Consider the following 20,755-nt stretch of genomic DNA (forward strand, 5'->3'; position numbering starts at 1 on the left):
TGTGGGGTCTCCCCATGCGAGAGTAGGGAACTGCCAGGCATCAAATAAAACGAAGGGCCCTGTCGGAAGACAGGGCCTTTTGTTTTATCTGTGGTCTGTCGGTGAGCACTCTCCTGAGGAGGAGAAATCCGCCGGGAGCGGATTTGAACGTTGCGCAGCAACGGCCCGTAGGGTGGCGGGCAGGACGCCCGCCATAAACTGCCAGGCATCAGACAAGTGAAGAAGCCCGTCCGTCTGGACGGGCTTTTTTGCGTGTGCGGTAACTGTAAAACCGTAGGCCTGATAAGCGCAGCGCCATCAGGCAACCGGCACCGCCGGATGGCGGCTCCGCCTTATTCGGCCTACAAGGTACGTGCTTTCTCTAACCACCGCAAAATGAAGGCAGAAATCTGCGATACATCATTAAGATCCAAAACGGGTACCGCTACGGCAAGTGGAATATCACTGGCAACCGCAATAACATGCTCGTCAAGAATTAATTCTTCCTCGCTGTGCCCACATCCCTGACGAAAAAGTAAGATCTTCGCAACTGCCTCGTGTTTAAACCCTTCTACCAGCACCATATCTAGCTTTGATGCATCCATCCGGCTCACCAGCCATGCCAGATCCAACTCTTCTTGCCCCGGCGTTTCAGTCATTAACGCCCAGCGCTGCTGACTGGCAACCAGCGTCTGTGCCGCCCCGGCTTTACGTAATTCGTAGCTATCTTTACCCGGTTTATCAACATCCATATCATGATGGGTATGCTTAATCAGCCCTGGCCGAATACCGTGCGCACAAAGTGCTGGGATCAGTTTTTTCAGCAGTGTTGTTTTTCCCGTGCCGCTCCACGCGGCAATGGCGAGTAGCGGTATCATGGTCTCTTTTGCCATTGCGCGAGTTCCTCCGGCGTGTTGACGTTCACAAATGCCTCTTTACAATCGCTGAAATCAACGGCGTGTCCGCCTACCTGGCGCATAAAAATCATTACCCGCCGCTCGCCTGCTTGCAAATAAGCTGTCAACTGGGGCTCAACGGCACGATTAATCAACGCGATCGTTGGATGATCGCGCTCTCCATCATGAACCCAAACCACGGGTGCGCCATGACGCTGCGTTGCTAAACGATCGACCAGGTTGGGGGGGATACAGGGATTGTCACAGGGACAAAACAGAAACCAGTCGCCTGCTAACTGCTGAAAAACGGAAAGCATACCCGCCAGCGGACCGGGAAAGTCAGCGATTGAATCCGGAATGACTTTCAGGCCGCTGGCCTGGTAGATATCCAGATGGCGATTAGCACTAATGACGACCGTAGCAAGTTGTGGCGCGAGCGCGTCGGCAACGTGTCGCCAGAGCGGTTTCCCGCCCAGTTCAAGCAGACCTTTATCCGCACCTCCCATCCGCCGGGCTTTACCGCCTGCCAGCACCACGCCGGTTATTACTTCATCCAGATTCACCGATATCGCCTCTTTTATTGTGGGATTGACCCTGCTACCGTGTCTGTATCAAGAATAAGGAGCACAGCTATGAAATGTAAACGCCTGAATGAAGTCATTGAACTCCTCCAGCCAGCCTGGCAGAAAGAGCCTGATCTTAATCTGACGCAATTTTTGCAGAAACTGGCGAAAGAGTCAGGTTTTGACGGCAAACTGGAAGATTTAACTGATGATATCCTGATCTACCATCTGAAAATGCGCGATTCCGCCAAAGACGCCGCCATTCCAGGGATTCAAAAAGACTATGAAGAGGACTTTAAAACGGCGCTTTTACGCGCCCGCGGCGTTATTAAAGAGTAAAACCTTGTAAGCGGCGCCACCGAAATCGCCACGAAATGATATCCTGAATCATTCGTAGTATTTTCCGGATGATGGGATGAACGACAACGCTTTTACTTTCCAGACGCTACACCCGGAAACCATCATGGATGCGCTGTTTGAACAGGGGATCAGGGTGGATTCCGGGCTGACTCCACTAAACAGTTATGAAAACCGCGTCTATCAGTTTCAGGATGAAGACCGTCGACGTTTTGTCGTTAAGTTTTATCGTCCTGAACGCTGGTCTGTTGATCAAATTCGGGAAGAACACCAATTCGCGCTTGAACTGGTGAAGGATGAGGTTCCGGTTGCTGCTCCGCTCGCGTTTAATGGCCAGACACTGTTAGCGCATCAGGGCTATCATTATGCCATTTTCCCCAGCGTAGGCGGTCGTCAGTTTGAAGCAGACAATATCGATCAGATGGAGGCGGTAGGGCGTTATCTTGGCCGATTGCATCAGACGGGGCGAAAACGTCCTTTCACTTTCCGGCCTGACATTGGGCTTGCAGAGTATCTTTTTGAACCTCGCCAGGTATTCGAAGATGCCGCACTGATTCCCTCCGGGCAAAAAGCGGCTTTCCTGAAAGCCACTGATACTCTACTGTCTGCAGTTACCGAATGCTGGCGCACCGATTTCGCCACGCTGCGATTGCACGGCGATTGTCATGCCGGCAACATTCTATGGCGTGATGGACCGCTGTTTGTCGATTTAGATGATGCCCGTAACGGCCCGGCGATACAGGATTTATGGATGCTGCTGAACGGCGACAAAGCCGAACAGCGAATGCAGCTTGAAACCATTATTGAAGCTTATGAAGAAGTTAGTGAGTTCGATACGGCTGAAATTGGTCTCATTGAACCTTTACGCGCCATGCGTTTAGTTTATTATCTTGCCTGGTTGATTCGTCGTTGGGGCGATCCTGCGTTTCCAAAAAACTTTCCCTGGTTAACAGGGGAAGATTACTGGCAGCGACAGACAACGACTTTTATTGAGCAGACTAAAATTTTGCACGAACCCCCTTTACAATTAACGCCAATGTATTAATCGGAGAGAGTTGATCATGAAAAAGATTTGGCTGGCGCTGGCTGGTATGGTTTTAGCTTTTAGCGCCTCGGCAGCACAGATCAGCGACGGTAAACAGTATATCACGCTGGATAAACCGGTCGCTGGCGAACCCCAGGTACTGGAGTTTTTCTCCTTCTACTGCCCACATTGTTATCAGTTTGAAGAAGTGCTTCATGTGTCTGACAATGTGAAGAAAAAGCTGCCGGAAGGCACCAAAATGACCAAGTACCACGTTGAGTTCCTGGGGCCGTTGGGCAAGGAGCTCACCCAGGCATGGGCGGTGGCGATGGCGTTGGGTGTAGAAGATAAAGTCACGGTCCCGCTGTTTGAAGCCGTACAGAAAACCCAGACAATACAATCTGCCGCGGATATCCGTAAAGTGTTCGTTGATGCGGGCGTCAAAGGCGAAGATTACGATGCGGCATGGAACAGCTTCGTGGTGAAATCACTGGTTGCGCAACAGGAGAAAGCCGCGGCTGACCTGCAACTGCAGGGCGTTCCGGCGATGTTCGTCAATGGCAAATACCAGATTAACCCACAAGGCATGGATACCAGCAGCATGGATGTTTTTGTTCAGCAGTATGCTGATACCGTGAAATATTTGGTTGATAAAAAATAAAAAGAACGCCGGTCACTGACCGGCGTTTTTATAAGATGTTTTAATCTCTTCTATCTGTATATCTTTCTTATCCCACAGCGTATTAAGCCAACGTTGAAAACGGCGTTTGAATGTTTTGTCGTTCACGTAATCGCCGTGCAGTTCTTCATTTATGGGTTCCAGTTGCACCCGAACAACAATACGCGTCAGCCTACCGCTTAGCATATCGTAGAAAGGGTGGCGATCGTTGTTTGGGTAACACAACGTAATATTAAGCAGCTTATCGAACTGTGAGCCTAAAACGTTAATCGCCATTGCAATACCGGCTGCTTTTGGCGGCAACAGATGTTGATAAGGTGAATGCGTTTGCTGACGTTTCTCATGCGTAAATCGCGAGCCTTCAACAAAGTTAACGATAGTGGTGGGATACCGACGAAACTTTTCGCAAGAGCGACGAGTTGTTTCAACATCTTTGCCGCGTCTATCGGGGTGGCGGAGCAGGTAGCTACGGGAGTAGCGCTTCATAAACGGCATATCTAATGCCCAGCACGCCAAGCCAATGAACGGTACCCAGGCCAATTGCTGTTTAAGAAAGTACTTATTCATTGGGATATGCTTGCGGAACAGAACGCAAAGCACAACGATATCGGCCCAGCTGCGATGATTACAAATCAGTAAATACCAATTTTTCTTGCTCAGCCCTTCTAACCCTTCTACATCCCATTGCAAGTGCGGATTAAGGCGTAACAGCGCTGCAAGACCAGCACACCAGCAATACATCATGAAATTGCAGAAAATGGAGACCTTGCGCCAGATACAGGGAACAGGCAAAAGGAGCTTTACCATACCGGCAACGATGATCGGTACTGAGCAAACAATAGTGACCAGGATGGTCAATACGATACTTAATGGGAGCGTGATAGCCGCGAGTATTCTCGTCATAATAAATTATTCAAAAGTTAGCCATAAACGGTGCGCGAAAAGGGCGCAAGGGGCTGATTCTATCAGAAAACGATGCTAATGATGGCGCTGAGTGAAATAGAAACACTCGTAACAACTATCCACATTATGATAACGGCATGAATCAGATAATCAGAAAAACGTGATGTTAACAACTCATTGAAAATAATGGGTAATTATTAAGACGAGAAGGCTATCGCGCTGATTTTAAAGTAATGGTAAGAATTTACACACAAAGTTATCCACAGGTTATTTTGCGAGCGATCCTGAAGATCGACAAAACTTTTCCGCAAATGCGGCGAAAAACTCAAGTTTTCCTCCTGTATGTGGCATCCTTTAACCATAATCTGTTAAACAGGCACGGACATTATGGTTCAGATCCCAGAAAACCCACTTATTCTCGTAGATGGCTCATCCTATCTCTATCGCGCCTATCATGCGTTTCCGCCGTTAACCAACAGCGCGGGAGAACCTACGGGCGCAATGTATGGTGTCCTCAACATGTTGCGCAGCCTGATCATGCAGTATCAGCCGACGCATGCTGCGGTGGTGTTTGACGCCAAAGGAAAAACCTTCCGTGATGAGCTCTTTGAACATTACAAATCGCATCGTCCTCCGATGCCGGATGATCTTCGTGCGCAAATAGAGCCGTTACATGCCATGGTTAAAGCCATGGGGTTACCTCTGCTGGCGGTCTCTGGCGTAGAAGCGGATGACGTTATCGGTACACTGGCGCGGGAAGCGGAGAAGGTGGGGCGTCCGGTATTAATCAGCACCGGCGATAAAGATATGGCACAGTTGGTGACGCCGAATATTACGCTGATCAACACCATGACTAACACCATCCTCGGCCCGGATGAAGTCGTTAATAAGTACGGTGTGCCGCCTGAGCTGATTATCGACTTTCTGGCGCTGATGGGGGACTCCTCGGATAATATTCCGGGCGTACCAGGCGTGGGTGAGAAGACGGCGCAAGCCTTGCTTCAGGGATTGGGCGGCCTGGATACGCTGTACGCCGAGCCGGAAAAAATTGCCGGTCTCACTTTCCGCGGCGCCAAAACGATGGCCGCTAAATTAGCGCAGAATAAAGACGTAGCGTACCTGTCTTATAAACTCGCCACCATTAAAACGGATGTTGAGCTGGAGCTGACCTGCGAACAGCTTGAAGTGCAGCAGCCGATTGCGGATGAACTGCTGGGCCTGTTTAAAAAATATGAGTTCAAGCGCTGGACGGCGGACGTCGAGTCAGGCAAGTGGCTACAGGCAAAGGGCGCGAAACCGGCGGCCAAACCGCAGGAAACGGTCGTTATTGATGAATCGCCCAGCGAACCGGCAGCGGCGCTCTCTTATGAAAATTATGTCACTATTCTGGACGACGTTACGCTGGAAAGCTGGATTGAAAAGCTGAAAAAAGCGCCAGTTTTTGCTTTCGACACGGAGACCGACAGTCTGGATAATATCGCCGCCAACCTGGTGGGCCTCTCGTTTGCCATCGAACCTGGCGTTGCCGCGTATGTACCTGTCGCACATGATTATCTGGACGCTCCGGATCAAATCTCCCGCCAGCGTGCTCTGGAACTGCTGAAGCCGCTGCTGGAAGATGAAAAAGTGCGCAAAGTGGGGCAAAACCTCAAGTACGATCGCGGCGTCTTGCAAAATTACGGTATTGAGCTGCGCGGTATCGCCTTCGATACCATGCTTGAGTCTTACATTCTGAACAGCGTCGCCGGACGCCATGATATGGACAGCTTGTCCGATCGTTGGCTGAAGCACAAAACTATCACCTTTGAAGACATTGCCGGTAAAGGTAAAAACCAGCTCACCTTTAACCAGATCGCACTGGAGGAAGCGGGGCGCTATGCGGCAGAAGATGCGGATGTCACGTTACAGTTGCATCTCAAAATGTGGCCAGAGCTCCAGCAGCACAAAGGCCCGCTGAATGTTTTCGAAAACATCGAAATGCCGCTGGTGCCGGTACTGTCACGCGTTGAGCGCAATGGCGTAAAAATCGATCCTGCCGTCCTGCACAAACATTCGGAAGAAATCACACTACGTCTGGCGGAACTGGAAAAGAAAGCGCATGACATTGCGGGCGAGGCGTTCAACCTGTCCTCGACGAAGCAGTTGCAGACTATCCTGTTTGAAAAGCAGGGTATTAAGCCGTTGAAGAAAACGCCTGGCGGCGCGCCGTCAACGTCGGAAGAGGTGCTGGAAGAGCTGGCGCTGGACTATCCGCTGCCGAAAGTGATTCTGGAGTATCGTGGTCTGGCGAAGCTAAAATCCACCTATACCGATAAGCTGCCGCTGATGATTAACCCGAAAACCGGGCGCGTCCATACGTCCTATCATCAGGCGGTAACGGCGACGGGACGTTTATCGTCCACCGATCCGAACCTGCAAAATATTCCGGTGCGCAATGAAGAAGGCCGCCGCATTCGTCAGGCATTTATTGCGCCTGAGGATTATCTCATCGTGTCTGCGGACTATTCACAGATTGAGCTGCGTATTATGGCGCATCTTTCCCGTGATAAAGGACTGCTCACGGCATTCGCCGAAGGGAAGGATATTCACCGCGCAACGGCGGCGGAAGTCTTTGGCTTGCCGCTGGATAGCGTGACCGGGGAACAGCGCCGAAGTGCGAAAGCCATTAACTTTGGCCTGATTTACGGGATGAGCGCCTTCGGTCTTTCTCGCCAGCTTAATATTCCGCGTAAAGAGGCGCAGAAGTATATGGATCTCTACTTCGAACGCTACCCTGGCGTGCTGGAATATATGGAGCGCACCCGCGCTCAGGCAAAAGAACAAGGCTATGTGGAAACGCTGGAGGGACGCCGCCTTTACCTGCCGGATATTAAATCCAGCAACGCGGCGCGGCGCGCGGGGGCGGAACGCGCGGCGATCAATGCTCCCATGCAAGGAACGGCTGCCGATATCATCAAGCGCGCCATGATTGCCGTCGATGCCTGGCTACAGGCCGAGCAGCCACGCGTGCGGATGATTATGCAGGTACACGATGAATTAGTGTTCGAGGTGCATAAAGACGACTTAGATGCGGTAGCAAAACGTATCCATCAGTTGATGGAAAACTGCACGCGTATTGATGTGCCGTTGCTGGTAGAAGTCGGTAGCGGGGAAAATTGGGATCAAGCGCACTAAGCATTTAAGGAATAACGCGCTTTTTTCGTAATTAAGCAACATAAGCACGGGGGTTTTGTGATGGGTATTAGAATTCCCTATGTAAAGAATGAAAAAAAATTACGAAAAGGTCTTTCTGTGTTGCTCAAAAAAGAGTAAAGTTATTCACGTAGGGTACAGAGGTAAGATGTTCTATCTTTCAGACCTTTTACTTCACGTAATCGGATTTGGCTGAATATTTTAGCCGCCCCAGTCAGTTTATGACTGGGGCGTTTTTTATTGTGCGCAAGAAAAGTTTCGCTCACACCGTAGGCCGGATAAGACGCGCAGCGGCGCCATCCGGCATAGCGGGTGATTATTCCCCGTCCTGAATCTCTTCGACCGGTGCCAGTTCACTAAACCAGCTATCCAGCTTCTGACGTAACTTATCCACGCCCTGCTTTTTCAGCGAGGAAAACGCTTCTACCTGCACATCGCCATTAAAAGCCAGCACGGCTTCACGTACCATATTCAACTGCGCCTTGCGCGCGCCGCTGGCCAGTTTGTCCGCTTTGGTCAGCAGAACCAGAACCTGGATATTGCTCTCTACAGCCCACTGGATCATCTGTTGGTCGAGGTCTTTCAACGGATGGCGGATATCCATTAAAACGACTAAGCCCTGTAGGCTTTGACGTTTCTCCAGATATTCCCCCAGCGCGCGTTGCCACTTGCGTTTCATCTCTTCCGGGACTTCCGCATACCCATAGCCCGGCAGGTCGACCAACCGTTTGCCCTCTACGACTTCAAACAGGTTAATCAATTGGGTACGGCCCGGCGTTTTAGAGGTGCGCGCCAGGCTTTTTTGGTTGGTCAACGTGTTCAGGGCGCTGGATTTGCCTGCATTGGAACGGCCAGCAAAAGCCACTTCAATTCCGCAATCGGAAGGTAAATGGCGAATATCAGGCGCACTCATCACAAAATGCGTCTGTTGATAATTCAGGTTAGTCAAAGCGGTCGTCTCCGTCAGTCAAAGCATTGTGGCGATTATACCTGAACGCCAGCAAAAGACGGATTTTTCGGCGCGTCGGTGCTGTAAGCAAAAGCCATACGCTTTGTGAGACATTGTCCATTGCACTTATGCGACATGACAGAGTCGTTGTCACGCTAAAAGCCAGTTAATATAGTTAAATCATGAATTTATAGAAAGGTAATTGTCTGAAAAAAAGGGATTTGCCGTGTCGGTATCTTGTGAGTTTACCCCAAAAGAGTAAAGTAATGCACATAGCGAGGACGCTAACAGGATCAACGACTCAGGATGAGGGTCAGGAGCGCCAGGAGGCGAAGACACAGGATTGTCAGGAAGACAAACGTCCGGAGACGTTAGTAAAAGGAAATGGAAACAACATGGAATGTTCCAGGCTAAGGGAAAAACAGGGCGTGTTGATAGCCAACAGGGATGGTGGAACCCGTTAAGGGTCGTGAGTCAAGAAAAAAGGCGGCAGATTACTCTGTCGCCTTTTTTCTTTGCTTGCTTTCTGCTAGATTCCGCCTCAATTCTATACTGAATAAAACGGCTTAAAGATCTGACATCATGAAAAAACCAACCTCTGCACCGCGCAGTAAAGCCTTTGGCAAACAGCGTCGTAAAACGCGTGAAGAGTTAAACCAGGAGGCGCGCGACCGTAAACGCCTGAAAAAACATCGCGGTCATGCGCCGGGAAGTCGCGCGGCGGGCGGCAATTCCGCTTCGGGCGGCGGCAATCAGAATCAACAAAAAGATCCACGTATTGGCAGTAAAACACCTGTTCCATTGGGCGTGACTGAAAAAGTGACCCAACAGCATAAACCGAAAAGTGAGAAACCTATGCTTTCACCGCAGGCGGAGTTGGATTTACTGGAAACGGATGAGCGCCTGGATGCGCTGTTAGAACGTCTGGAAGCGGGCGAAACCCTGAGTGCGGAAGATCAAGCCTGGGTAGATGCCAAACTGGATCGTATTGATGAACTGATGCAGAAGCTTGGTCTGTCTTACGATGACGACGAAGAAGACGACGAAGAGGACGAGAAGCAGGAAGATATGATGCGCCTGCTAAGAGGCGGCAACTAACGGGTTTACACCGTGGGCTTGCCCGTCCTGCTTATAACCCTTCCGGTTATATGTTATCTGGTGTGGTTATTCGTTAAACTACAGCGATTGTCGCGGCGTCAGAAATGGCTGCGCAGCCGGCTTGCCGCCCGTCATGGCGTGAAGCCGGTACGCCGTACCCGCCAGAGACGCCATCGGAAGGAGTGAGCATGTCTGAACAGCAAATAGACTGGGATCTGGCCCTGATCCAGAAATATAACTATTCCGGGCCACGATATACCTCGTACCCAACCGCGCTGGAGTTTTCTGAAGACTTCGAGGACGCCGCATTCTTGCAGGCTGTGGCGCGTTATCCTGAACGTCCGCTCTCGCTGTATGTGCATATCCCGTTTTGTCACAAGTTGTGTTATTTCTGCGGCTGCAACAAGATTGTCACCCGCCAACAGCATAAAGCTGACCAGTATCTTGACGCGCTTGAGCAGGAAATTCGCCATCGCGCGCCGCTGTTTGCAGACCGTCATGTCAGCCAGCTTCACTGGGGCGGCGGTACGCCTACTTACCTGAATAAAGCGCAAATCAGCCGCTTAATGACGCTGTTGCGTGAAAATTTCCACTTTAATACCGACGCGGAAATCTCGATCGAAGTCGATCCCCGTGAAATTGAGCTGGATGTGCTCGATCATTTACGTGCGGAAGGTTTTAACCGCCTGAGTATGGGCGTGCAGGACTTTAATAAAGAGGTGCAGCGCCTGGTTAACCGCGAGCAGGATGAAGAATTCATCTTTGCGCTGCTTAATCACGCTCGCGATATTGGCTTTACCTCGACCAATATCGATTTGATCTACGGTCTACCGAAACAGACGCCGGAAAGCTTCGCTTTCACGTTGAAGCGTGTGACGGAGCTGAACCCCGATCGTTTGAGCGTCTTTAACTATGCGCATCTGCCAACGCTTTTTGCCGCCCAGCGTAAAATTAAAGATGCCGATTTACCCAGCGCGCAGCAGAAACTGGATATTTTGCAGGAGACCATCGTATCGCTTACTCAGGCCGGTTATCAGTTTATCGGGATGGACCATTTTGCCCGTCCGGACGACGAACTGGCCGTCGCGCAGCGCGAAGGCGTGTTGCACCGTAATTTTCAGGGCTATACGACCCAGGGCGATACCGATCTGCTGGGGATGGGGGTTTCTGCTATCAGCATGATTGGCGATGGCTACATGCAGAACCAGAAAGAGCTGAAGCGTTATTACCAGCAAGTGGATGAGCGGGGCAATGCGCTATGGCGTGGTATTACGCTGACCCGTGATGATTGCATTCGTCGCGATGTTATCAAGGCGCTGATTTGTAACTTCCGCCTGGATTTTAACGCTGTCGAACAGCAGTGGGGTTTGCATTTCGCTGAGTATTTTGCCGAAGATTTGCAGTTACTGTCGCCGCTGGCGAAAGATGGGCTGGTGGATATTAGCGAGAAGGGAATTCAGGTGACGGCGAAAGGTCGTTTGCTGATCCGCAATATCTGCATGTGCTTTGACGCGTATCTGCGCCAGAAAGCGCGGATGCAGCAGTTCTCACGCGTCATTTAGCCGGGTTGCCCGGTGGCGCTGCGCTTACCAGGCCTACACGTTGCGACAACCTGTAGGCCGGATAAGCATTAGCGCCATCCGGCACATTGTCAGCTGAACAGTCCTACCAGCGCGGCACACAACACGGCGGCTAGCGCAGTTTGTGGCGTGTGGCTGTCGACCGCTCCACTCGATACCAGATTAATAATAGATTCTAACATAATGAATCCCCCCGTTTGCCGGGCATGATCATACTGAACTCATCGGAACAGTAAAGCGCAAAATAGCAGCGTTTTGCGCTCAATTATTAATCTTTACACTCGCGGGTAATGTTTACTCCATTCCCAGCTCTTTCAACTTCCGCGTTAGGGTGTTTCGCCCCCAACCGAGCAGCCTGGCGGCTTCCTGTTTATGACCCTGCGTATGGCGTAACGCCGTGGTCAGTAGCGTTCTCTCCAGTTCTGGCTGCGCTTCAGAAAGCAGGTTTTGATGACCGGATCGCAAGGCGCGGTCCGCCCATTGCGCCAGTAATGTCGCCCAGCTATCCGGCGGCAGGTGGGACGGGCTATCCGGCGCCGAGGCTTCAAACAGTTCGCCTGGTAAATCCTGGATCAATACCTCCTGTCCGGCGGCCATGACGGTGAGCCAGCGGCAGGTATTTTCTAACTGACGCACGTTACCAGGCCATGCCAGGCGTGTTAACGCCGTTTCGGTTTCTGGATGTAATAATTTGGCTTCCACGCCTAATTCACGGGCGGCGACCTGCAAAAAATGGCGCGCCAGGCGCGGAATATCCTCACGGCGTTCACGCAACGGCGGAAGATGGATACGAATCACGTTCAGGCGGTGGAACAGGTCTTCGCGGAATTTCCCTTCCTGAACGCGTCGTTCGAGGTTCTGGTGGGTGGCGGCGATAATGCGCACATCCACTTTTACCGGCGCGTACCCGCCCACACGGTAGAACTGTCCGTCAGCCAGCACGCGTAACAGACGAGTCTGGACATCCAGCGGCATATCGCCAATTTCGTCCAGAAACAGCGTGCCGCCGTCAGCCTGCTCGAAACGGCCCTGCCGGATGGTATTCGCCCCGGTAAAAGCGCCTTTCTCATGGCCAAACAGTTCGGATTCAATCAAATCTTTCGGGATGGCCGCCATATTGAGCGCGATAAACGGCGCTTTGGCGCGTGGGCTATGGCGGTGAAGCGCATGGGCGACCAGTTCTTTACCGGTCCCTGATTCGCCGTTAATCAGCACGCTAATCGAAGAACGCGACAGCCGACCAATAATGCGAAACACATCCTGCATGGCGGGCGCTTCGCCTATCATGTCTGTTGTCGGGCCGTTAACCTCGATATTACGCGGCTGCTGCTGCTCCTGATAGTGGCTAATCGCGCGCTCGACCAGAGCGACGGCTTCATCAATATCAAACGGTTTAGGCAGATAATCAAACGCCCCCTGCTGATAGGCGCTCACGGCGGCATCTAAATCGGAATGCGCGGTCATAATGATGACCGGAAGCATCGGGTGACGCTGTTTAATCTGCTTTAATAGCGCCAGCCCGTCCATTCCCGGCATTCGGATATCCGACAGCAAGACGTCCGGCGTTTTACTGGCCAGCGCAGCCAGTACTTCATTACCATTCTCAAAGGTGGTACAGGTCAACCCTGCCCCGGCGAGAGCACGTTCAAGCACCCAACGGATGGAACTATCATCATCGACGACCCAGACTATTCCTCGTTGCATAAACACCTCTATTTCCGAATCGGCAGGTAAACCGAAAACTCGGTATGCCCCGGCCAACTGGTAAATTCAATTTTGCCGGCGTGTTGATCGATAAGATTGCGGGCGATAGATAACCCAAGCCCGGTGCCGCCTTCGCGACCACTGACCATCGGGTAGAACAGCGTATCCTGTAAATGGGGAGGAATGCCCGGCCCATTGTCTTCAACGTCTATACGCGCCGCCAGGCGATAGCGTTCGCCATGCAGCGTTAACTGGAAGGCGGTACGGGTACGCAGCGTAATTTCGCCGCCTTCCGGCCCCAGCGCCTGCAAGGCATTGCGGACAATATTCAGCAGTACTTGCTCAATTTGTTCCGGGTCATGCGGCAGTTCTGGCAGACTGGGGTCGTAATCGCGGATAAGCCGGACATTATCCGGCAGTTCCATCGACACCAGCGCCACCACGCGCTCCGCGACTTTATGTATGCTCTCGGTAATGTGCATTCCCGGGTGCTGCGGCCCCAGTAAACGATCGACAAGGTTGCGTAGCCTGTCGGCCTGTTCAATGATGACTTTGGTATATTCCGTTAGCGCCGGGTCGGGCAGCGCCTTGCTGAGTAGCTGCGCCGCGCCGCGCAGGCCGCCGAGCGGATTTTTGATTTCGTGCGCCAGACCGCGCACCAGATCGCGGGCGGCGATTTGCTGCGCGTGCTGCAACTGCTCCTGACTCAGACGACGCTGGTTATCCATCGGCGCCATTTCGAGCAGTATAAAATCGTCGGGCAGACGTTGGGCGGTCAAAGAGAGAATGTGCGAGCGACTATCAATCACCAGCGTCACTTCGTTATCGGTAAAGCCTTGCCCTGCCGCTAAACTTTCGCGCATCAGGTCAATGTTTAACGAAAAATAGCTCAACAGTTCAGGTAACGGCGTCCCGAACAGTTTGCGTGAGCTTTGCGCGAGCAACTGCTGCGCGGCAGGATTGGCGTAATGGATTGCCAGCGCGTCGTCGACCACCAGCACGCTGTTGATTAACGAATTGAGGATCTGCCCAGCATCGGGCTGTATGCCGCTTGCCATTCAGCAGTCTCCTGGAAAAGGTTGCACCATTTTAGTGCATTATAGCTTTTTACTACTAAAAAGCGCGTGAGATCAGATTGTTGGTGGAGAAAAAAGCCCATCCTGGGATGGGCTGAAAGTTTCCACGGCAACTCAAAAACTCCTGACGCCTTTCACGCTGCTGCTGCGTTGGCTGCCTTCGCTTACCCCAGTCACATCGCTATCTATGCTCCTGGGGATGTGCTCAGTTGCCGCCTTGCAGCAACGCGAAATTCGTCGGATTTTTAATATACGATTAAACGCTGTAGTACAGCTCAAACTCTACCGGGTGCGGGGTCATACGCACGCGGTCATCTTCTTCGCGACGCAGCGCAATATACGCATCGATCGCTTCATCCGTGAACACGCCGCCTGCTTTCAGGAACTCGCGGTCCAGGTCCAGCGCGTTCAGCGCTTCTTCCAGAGAACCCGCTACCTGTGGGATCTCTTTCGCTTCTTCCGGCGGCAGGTCATACAGGTTTTTGTCCATGGCTTCGCCCGGGTGAATCTTATTCTTAATCCCGTCCAGACCGGCCATCAGCAGGGCGGCAAAGCACAGATACGGGTTAGCCGCCGGGTCCGGGAAGCGAACTTCGATACGGCGCGCTTTCGGAGACGCCACCACCGGAATACGGATGGAGGCGGAACGGTTACGGGCGGAGTAGGCCAGCATCACCGGCGCTTCGTAACCCGGGACCAGACGCTTGTAGGAGTTGGTGGTCGGGTTCGCCAGGGCGTTGATGGCTTTGGCGTGTTTGATGACGCCGCCGATGTAGTACAGCGCCTGCTCAGACAGACCGGCATATTTGTCGCCAGAGAACAGGTTGGTGCCGTTCTTCGCCAGCGACATGTGGCAGTGCATACCGGAACCGTTATCGCCAAACATCGGTTTTGGCATAAAGGTCGCGGTCTTACCGAAGCGGTGAGCCACGTTATGCACGACATATTTGTAAATCTGAATTTCGTCGGCTTTTTTGGTCATGGTGTTAAAGCGGGTCGCCACTTCGTTCTGACCTGCGGTCGCTACTTCGTGGTGGTGCGCTTCAACGACCAGGCCCATCTGCTCCATGACCAGACACATTTCAGAACGGATATCCTGCGCGGAGTCAACTGGCGGAACCGGGAAATAACCGCCTTTCACGCCCGGACGATGGCCTTTGTTGCCGCCTTCATATTTGGTAGAGGAGTTCCAGGCGCCTTCAATATCGTCAATCGCCACATGTGAGCCGGAGATAGATGCGCCGAAGCGGATGTCGTCGAACAGGAAGAATTCAGGTTCCGGCCCAAACAGGACGGTATCGGCGATACCGGTCGCGCGCAGGTAGTCTTCCGCACGTTTTGCGATGGAACGTGGGTCACGGTCATAACCTTGCAGAGTGCCAGGCTCCAGGATGTCGCAACGGATAATCAGGGTAGAGTCCGCGAAGAACGGGTCAATCACTGCGGTGGATGCGTCTGGCATCAGCACCATGTCGGATTCGTTAATGCCTTTCCAGCCGCCGATAGAGGAGCCGTCAAACATTTTGCCTTCTTCAAAGAATTCGGCATTTACCTGATGAGCAGGAATCGTGACGTGCTGTTCTTTGCCTTTGGTATCGGTGAAGCGCAGATCGACAAACTTCACTTCGTGCTCGTTCAGCATCGTCAAAACGTGTTCAGCGGACATACTTGTACTCTCCCGGATTGGTCATGGTCGGTCGTCGTGGTAACGAGATCTTCAATTCTGCTGGCCGTGTCGCCGTAAAAATATAAAGCGAAATCTGTGCCAACTTTCACATTGCCCCCAAAAGGCGTTATCATGCGCACCATCGTGCAAAAGGGCTGCACCACGGTGACTATGTTGCACCAAAATAGTGCTTTAATGTGAACATTAAGCACCGCATTGGTGCAATAGAACGCAAGCCACCCTTTTAACGCTCCGTGAAAGCGATCACAAAGAGACTCTGCAATACTTGTTTGCGGAGGATGTTTGTGATCCTGTTTTGTAGTGCGATTAATCCGTGTACAATAACGCGCTATTTCTAATGCCTGAGGCAAAGTTGTGATCGAAAATTTGCGTAACATCGCCATCATCGCGCACGTTGACCATGGTAAAACTACCCTGGTTGATAAGCTGCTCCAGCAATCCGGTACGTTCGACGCGCGTGCCGAAACTCAAGAGCGAGTGATGGACTCCAACGATTTGGAGAAAGAGCGTGGTATTACTATCCTCGCTAAAAACACCGCTATTAAATGGAATGATTACCGTATCAACATCGTTGATACTCCCGGGCACGCTGACTTCGGTGGTGAAGTAGAGCGCGTCATGTCCATGGTTGACTCTGTGCTGCTGGTGGTTGACGCATTTGACGGCCCGATGCCGCAAACGCGCTTCGTGACCAAAAAAGCCTTTGCTCATGGCCTGAAACCTATTGTGGTTATCAACAAGGTTGACCGTCCTGGCGCGCGCCCTGACTGGGTTGTTGACCAGGTATTCGACCTGTTTGTTAACCTCGACGCGACCGACGAACAGCTGGACTTCCCGATCATCTACGCTTCGGCGCTGAACGGTATCGCGGGTCTGGACCACGAAGATATGGCGGAAGACATGACCCCGCTATATCAGGCGATTGTTGATCATGTTCCGGCGCCGGACGTTGACCTCGATGGTCCGTTGCAGATGCAGATCTCCCAGCTGGACTACAACAACTATGTTGGCGTTATCGGCATCGGCCGTATCAAACGCGGCAAAGTGAAGCCGAACCAGCAGGTCACTATCATCGATAGTGAAGGGAAAACCCGTAACGCGAAAGTAGGTAAAGTGCTGACGCATCTGGGTCTGGAGCGTATCGACAGCGATATCGCCGAAGCGGGCGATATCATTGCGATCACCGGTCTGGGCGAGCTGAACATTTCCGACACCATCTGCGACCCGCAGAACGTTGAAGCGCTGCCGGCGCTGTCCGTTGATGAGCCGACCGTGTCTATGTTCTTCTGCGTTAACACCTCGCCGTTCTGCGGTAAAGAAGGTAAGTTTGTGACTTCTCGTCAGATTCTTGACCGTCTGAACAAAGAGCTGGTGCATAACGTGGCGCTGCGCGTTGAAGAAACCGAAGATGCGGATGCGTTCCGTGTATCCGGTCGTGGCGAACTGCACCTGTCCGTGCTGATTGAAAATATGCGTCGTGAAGGTTTCGAACTGGCGGTTTCCCGTCCGAAAGTTATCTTCCGTGAAATCGACGGTCGTAAACAAGAGCCGTACGAAAACGTGACGCTGGACGTCGAAGAGCAGCACCAGGGGTCTGTCATGCAGGCGCTGGGCGAGCGTAAAGGCGACCTGAAAAACATGAATCCGGACGGTAAAGGCCGCGTACGTCTCGACTACGTGATCCCAAGCCGTGGGCTGATTGGTTTCCGTTCAGAATTCATGACCATGACTTCCGGCACGGGTCTGCTGTACTCCACCTTCAGCCATTACGACGATATTCGTCCGGGTGAAGTGGGCCAGCGTCAGAACGGCGTACTGATCTCCAACGGTCAGGGTAAAGCGGTGGCGTTTGCGCTGTTCGGTTTGCAGGATCGCGGTAAGCTGTTCCTGGGTCACGGCGCGGAAGTTTATGAAGGCCAGATTATTGGTATTCACAGTCGCTCCAACGACCTGACGGTAAACTGCCTGACCGGTAAGAAACTGACCAACATGCGTGCGTCCGGTACGGATGAAGCGGTGATTCTGGTTCCGCCAATTAAAATGAGCCTTGAGCAAGCGCTGGAGTTCATTGATGACGACGAACTGGTAGAAGTCACCCCAACCTCTATCCGTATCCGTAAACGTCACCTGACGGAAAACGATCGCCGCCGTGCGAACCGTGGTCAGAAAGAAGAGTAATTAACGCTCTTACGGATAAAAACCCTGCCGAAATGAAAGCTCGGCGGGGTTTTTTTATTCACGTTGAGAAAGGGATAAGGTTACCAAAAAATCAGCAATCGCTGGCGTATTATGCCGACCAATGACGCTATCCGCATACACCTTTGCCCGAGCGCTGGCATTCCCCATCGCGACGCCCAATCCGGCTAAACGTAGCATTTCCGCATCGTTATCATTATCGCCAAACGCCATCACTTCGCGCATTGCGATATGCTGTTGCTGTGCATATCTGGCGAGGCTTTGCCCTTTGCTGCCCCCCTTCTGGAGAATATCCAGTTGATGATGCCAGGACCAGGTACAGCTTAGCTGTAATTCATGCTGTATAAACTCAGCAATATTTTGTAGTTGTTTTATGTGCCGATGAACGACGCTGATTTGCCAAATATTCTCCCTACTGCTTAGCTCATCAGCCTGAAAGATTATTTTATCATCAGCACGAATTGTCGGTTTAAGCGGATATACCCGCGCCAGTATTTTTTCCGTTTGTAAGTGCGTCAGCGGCAGTGGATGAAGGATCTGCTGTTGAGCCGGTTGATAAATATAACTTCCGTTACAACAGATCATCGGTTCGGTGAGCGCCAGCGTTTGATAATACGCATAGGCTTCACGATGAGAGCGACCGGTGACAAGCATTATTCGGCAGCCCATGTCCTGCATCTGACGGATAGCGGTTAGCGACTCTGGCAGAATTTGTTTATTACGGTTTAGCAGCGTTCCATCAAGATCAAAAGCGATTAAACGATATCGCATGAGCGTCCGATCCTAAAACAGCGTGAGGCATCCAGGTGATTCAGCAATGGAATATCGAGACGGTGCTGATAAGCGAGAAAACAGTGGCATTGTTTTGCCTGGCAGGCGGGAGAATTAAGCCGTTGCTGATATAAATTACCCATTTTAATTTTGCTGATATGACAAGCAAAAAGATCGCCTTCTGCATTCATAAAAATACTTTTTCTTCCTGCGGTACAGATATCCAGCTGCGCTGGCCACTGCTGTGTTTCAATCACATACAGCGGATCGAGTTCGCCGAAGGCGATGGTTTCCTCAACGGTATGCCGGGTATTGGCACACTCGTTGGCGTTAAACCAAAAATAATTCTGGTCAGGCAACTGCTGGCGTAGCCAACGAAACTGGTCGATATCTTTCATACTGGCGACAGCCCCCGCGCACCAGGTTATTCCGGCGGCAGAGAGCGCTAAACACTGCTGGAGAAAGCGCTCAGCGGTAATTTGTGAGGGATGAAAAGAACACCATAACCGAAGCTTTGAGATATCTCCGCCGCCAGCACGAAATGATTCCAGCAATGACATTAACGAAAAAGAGGCGTTAGTTTGTATGCCGACCGCCTGAACATGAGGATAGCGGCTAATTTCTGCCAACGCCGCCATGTAATAACGCAAGCGTAGCGCCTCGCCATAAGGCGTAATCATCACATTCAACGGCGTACCTAAAAGAGGCAAATGGTCAACCATGCGCCATAGCGCGGCTTCGTCGCGTTTTTTATCGTTGCGGGCGTGTTTATGGAACGGGCAATAGCCGCAATGATAATTACACGATTTAAGATAGCCGCGATAAAACAGCGTGTGAATATCGCGCAGGGCGGGGGCGCTCATCTCTGCCGATTCTCCCGTAGCATCACCTCAGGCGAAACGAACACAGGAGCAAGGCAATCGGATAATGCCATACCGGTCTCCGTTAGCCGGAGGCGACTGCCATTCTGGTAACAGTAGCCCTGCTGTATAAAGCGTTCCAGGTTGGGGAAATCCCTTAGCGCATCGCTGGCAAAATATTGCTGATAATCGCTAAGAGAAAGTCCCTGCCAGAAAAATAGATTTTTAATGATAAAGCGGCGTTTCATTTCATCAGGGGGGAGCAGATAACCGTGATTAATGACGGTTTTATCCGGGCTGTCGATAAACGCCTGAATGATTTTTCGTGATGTTTGCAGGTTCGACGACCACGGTGAACAGTAATGCAGATTGCCAAGATAACTTCTGCCGCCCGCGCCGAGCGCCAGTGAGTTTTCAAATCCGCAGCTTTCCGCCGCGGCGGATGGCGCTGGATTAAGGACGAAACGGCGCATGGACGTTTGGGTGTAGCCCGCGTTGCGTAAAAGATCGCGGGCTAAAACGTAGTAGCCATGCATATTTTCCTGGCGAGGCATATTATAAAGCGGATAAAGAAACAGCTCTTCCGGTTGATAAACGAGCGCCTGATGTAACGATTCCGTCAGGCTTGCGTGAGTCTGGCCGGGAATGCCGTAAATAATATCAATATTGAGTGATGGAAAATGACCCGCCTTTAGCCATTCCAGCGCCTGGTGCGCGCTGGCGGCATTGTGGCGGCGATGCAGCGTATGTAACTCGCTATCATGAAAACTTTGTACGCCAATACTGACGCGATTAACGGAAAAGGCGTTTAATAGCGCTACTTTTTCTGCCGTGGTATCCGTAGGGGAAGTTTCAATTGTTTTATAAATATTCCAGTCAACATTGAGCACATCAAAGACGGAAAAAAATAACTTCTCTAATTGCGCAATGTTTAATAGCAGAGGTGTGCCGCCGCCTACGGTAAAGCTTGCCCAGTGGACGGGCGCCAGCGCCATTTGTTGGCCCTGGGTAATAATCGCGTCGATATAGCTATCAATGAACGTATTCTCTGCGCCAGTGCAGGTAAATAAATTACAGAACCCGCAGCGACTTTGACAAAACGGCATATGAACATACAGATGTGTGTCGTGCTCGTAAATCCGCGGTTTTACTTCGCTAAAGCTGACGTTCTCCAGCTCCCGATAAGCCGTCTTATGCGGATAACTGTACATATACTGACGATAAATATCATTGTTATTCAT

General features: G+C 51.7%; 19 protein-coding genes. 8 read left to right on the forward strand and 11 right to left on the reverse strand.

The window, feature by feature from the left end:
* Positions 1-341: 341 nt before the first annotated feature.
* The gene (mobB, locus tag HV477_RS24470) at positions 342-857 is read right to left on the reverse strand and encodes a molybdopterin-guanine dinucleotide biosynthesis protein MobB (RefSeq protein ID WP_072103234.1); all 516 of its coding nucleotides are present in this window, start codon (positions 855-857) and stop codon (positions 342-344) included.
* Positions 854-1,438: a molybdenum cofactor guanylyltransferase MobA gene (gene mobA / locus HV477_RS24475; protein WP_079899339.1), complete on the reverse strand. Its 585-nt coding sequence runs from the start codon at positions 1,436-1,438 to the stop codon at positions 854-856. Before mobA ends, mobB begins: the two co-directional genes overlap by 4 nt.
* A 69-nt stretch (positions 1,439-1,507) precedes the next feature.
* Here mobA and HV477_RS24480 point away from each other — a divergent pair, with 69 nt between their 5' ends.
* The 3 genes from HV477_RS24480 (at position 1,508) to dsbA (ending at position 3,480) form a co-directional block, all read left to right on the forward strand.
* Positions 1,508-1,777 (forward strand): YihD family protein, encoded by a 270-nt coding sequence (locus HV477_RS24480; RefSeq protein ID WP_000649858.1) that lies wholly within the window; start codon positions 1,508-1,510, stop codon positions 1,775-1,777.
* Between the two features lie 76 nt (positions 1,778-1,853).
* The gene (locus HV477_RS24485; protein ID WP_000999264.1) at positions 1,854-2,840 is read left to right on the forward strand and encodes a serine/threonine protein kinase; all 987 of its coding nucleotides are present in this window, start codon (positions 1,854-1,856) and stop codon (positions 2,838-2,840) included.
* Positions 2,841-2,856: 16 nt separating this feature from the next.
* A complete protein-coding gene (dsbA, locus tag HV477_RS24490; protein ID WP_000725360.1) occupies positions 2,857-3,480 on the forward strand; it encodes a thiol:disulfide interchange protein DsbA in 624 nt (207 codons plus the stop codon).
* Between the two features lie 12 nt (positions 3,481-3,492).
* On the opposite strand, the gene HV477_RS24495 is transcribed toward dsbA, so the two are convergent.
* The gene (locus HV477_RS24495; protein ID WP_000196894.1) at positions 3,493-4,401 is read right to left on the reverse strand and encodes an acyltransferase; all 909 of its coding nucleotides are present in this window, start codon (positions 4,399-4,401) and stop codon (positions 3,493-3,495) included.
* A 387-nt stretch (positions 4,402-4,788) separates the two neighbouring features.
* Here HV477_RS24495 and polA point away from each other — a divergent pair, with 387 nt between their 5' ends.
* Positions 4,789-7,575 carry a DNA polymerase I gene (polA, locus tag HV477_RS24500; protein WP_000249960.1) on the forward strand — a complete coding sequence of 929 codons (2,787 nt, stop codon included), beginning with the start codon at positions 4,789-4,791 and terminating at the stop codon, positions 7,573-7,575.
* Between the two features lie 334 nt (positions 7,576-7,909).
* On the opposite strand, the gene yihA is transcribed toward polA, so the two are convergent.
* Positions 7,910-8,542 (reverse strand): ribosome biogenesis GTP-binding protein YihA/YsxC, encoded by a 633-nt coding sequence (yihA, locus tag HV477_RS24505; protein WP_000183331.1) that lies wholly within the window; start codon positions 8,540-8,542, stop codon positions 7,910-7,912.
* A gap of 239 nt (positions 8,543-8,781) precedes the next feature.
* Between yihA and HV477_RS24510 the strand changes: the two genes are divergently transcribed.
* The 3 genes from HV477_RS24510 to hemN all read left to right on the forward strand — a co-directional run bounded on the left by HV477_RS24510 (position 8,782) and on the right by hemN (position 11,202).
* Positions 8,782-9,006: a hypothetical protein gene (locus tag HV477_RS24510; RefSeq protein WP_001541209.1), complete on the forward strand. Its 225-nt coding sequence runs from the start codon at positions 8,782-8,784 to the stop codon at positions 9,004-9,006.
* Between the two features lie 118 nt (positions 9,007-9,124).
* Positions 9,125-9,640, forward strand: coding sequence for a Der GTPase-activating protein YihI (gene yihI / locus HV477_RS24515; RefSeq protein ID WP_000743292.1), 516 nt, complete (start codon positions 9,125-9,127; stop codon positions 9,638-9,640).
* Positions 9,641-9,828: 188 nt separating this feature from the next.
* Entirely contained in the window at positions 9,829-11,202 is a 1,374-nt protein-coding gene (gene hemN, locus HV477_RS24520) for an oxygen-independent coproporphyrinogen III oxidase (protein WP_000003520.1), read from the forward strand.
* 89 nt (positions 11,203-11,291) lie between these two features.
* On the opposite strand, the gene HV477_RS24525 is transcribed toward hemN, so the two are convergent.
* The 4 genes from HV477_RS24525 to glnA form a co-directional block, all read right to left on the reverse strand.
* A complete protein-coding gene (locus tag HV477_RS24525) occupies positions 11,292-11,402 on the reverse strand; it encodes a YshB family small membrane protein (RefSeq protein WP_001578131.1) in 111 nt (36 codons plus the stop codon).
* Between the two features lie 112 nt (positions 11,403-11,514).
* On the reverse strand, positions 11,515-12,924 hold the full coding sequence (gene glnG / locus HV477_RS24530; protein ID WP_001188782.1) for a nitrogen regulation protein NR(I): 1,410 nt from the start codon (positions 12,922-12,924) through the stop codon (positions 11,515-11,517).
* An 8-nt stretch (positions 12,925-12,932) separates the two neighbouring features.
* Positions 12,933-13,982 carry a nitrogen regulation protein NR(II) gene (gene glnL, locus HV477_RS24535; protein ID WP_000146194.1) on the reverse strand — a complete coding sequence of 350 codons (1,050 nt, stop codon included), beginning with the start codon at positions 13,980-13,982 and terminating at the stop codon, positions 12,933-12,935.
* Positions 13,983-14,256: 274 nt separating this feature from the next.
* Entirely contained in the window at positions 14,257-15,666 is a 1,410-nt protein-coding gene (gene glnA, locus HV477_RS24540) for a glutamate--ammonia ligase (protein WP_001271699.1), read from the reverse strand.
* Between the two features lie 375 nt (positions 15,667-16,041).
* On the opposite strand from glnA, the gene typA reads away from it, so the two are divergent.
* Positions 16,042-17,865, forward strand: coding sequence for a ribosome-dependent GTPase TypA (typA, locus tag HV477_RS24545; protein ID WP_000572064.1), 1,824 nt, complete (start codon positions 16,042-16,044; stop codon positions 17,863-17,865).
* Positions 17,866-17,919: 54 nt separating this feature from the next.
* Here typA and HV477_RS24550 read toward each other — a convergent pair whose 3' ends face one another.
* From HV477_RS24550 to HV477_RS24560, 3 genes are read right to left on the reverse strand one after another with little or no spacing between them, the layout of a single operon-like run.
* Positions 17,920-18,654 carry a Cof-type HAD-IIB family hydrolase gene (locus tag HV477_RS24550; RefSeq protein WP_001270596.1) on the reverse strand — a complete coding sequence of 245 codons (735 nt, stop codon included), beginning with the start codon at positions 18,652-18,654 and terminating at the stop codon, positions 17,920-17,922.
* The gene (locus HV477_RS24555) at positions 18,639-19,517 is read right to left on the reverse strand and encodes an STM4011 family radical SAM protein (protein ID WP_001527000.1); all 879 of its coding nucleotides are present in this window, start codon (positions 19,515-19,517) and stop codon (positions 18,639-18,641) included. Before HV477_RS24555 ends, HV477_RS24550 begins: the two co-directional genes overlap by 16 nt.
* Complete coding sequence (locus tag HV477_RS24560) at positions 19,514-20,755, reverse strand: STM4012 family radical SAM protein (protein ID WP_001749214.1); 1,242 nt, start codon at positions 20,753-20,755, stop codon at positions 19,514-19,516. The genes HV477_RS24555 and HV477_RS24560 overlap by 4 nt, the downstream gene beginning before the upstream one ends.

The organism is Salmonella sp. SG203, assembly GCF_013350575.1.
GTDB classification, from domain to species: Bacteria; Pseudomonadota; Gammaproteobacteria; order Enterobacterales; family Enterobacteriaceae; genus Salmonella; species Salmonella enterica.